Origin of the sequence: Cellulomonas sp. GbtcB1 (assembly GCF_019091725.1) — a bacterium.
Lineage (GTDB): Bacteria > Actinomycetota > Actinomycetes > Actinomycetales > Cellulomonadaceae > Cellulomonas.
On the sequence record NZ_JAGXJG010000543.1, the window covers coordinates 1 to 238 of the forward strand.

The 238-nt window shown below is 81.1% G+C and carries 1 pseudogene; it reads left to right on the plus strand.

Annotation, left to right across the window (positions count from 1 at the left end):
* Positions 1 to 238, plus strand: a pseudogene (locus KVT14_RS21320) (peptidase M10A and M12B matrixin and adamalysin); the annotation flags it as partial.

A 238-nucleotide genomic window follows, 5' to 3' on the forward strand; every position in this document is an offset into this window, starting at 1 on the left:
CTCGCCGCGGCGACCGGACTGACGTTCGTCGACGACGGCGTGGTCGCGGCGCCCGCCGACCCCGACCGGTACGCGTTCCTCCCCGCCCCGTACGGCGGCCGGTGGGCGCCGGTGCTGGTCCGGTTCGCCGACGCGGCGACCGGGCCGGCGCTGGCCGGCGACGTCGTGGGGGTGGGCGGCCCGCAGTCGGTGGCCGGCGCGCGCGGCCGGACGTCCGACGTGGCCGGCGTGGTCTACC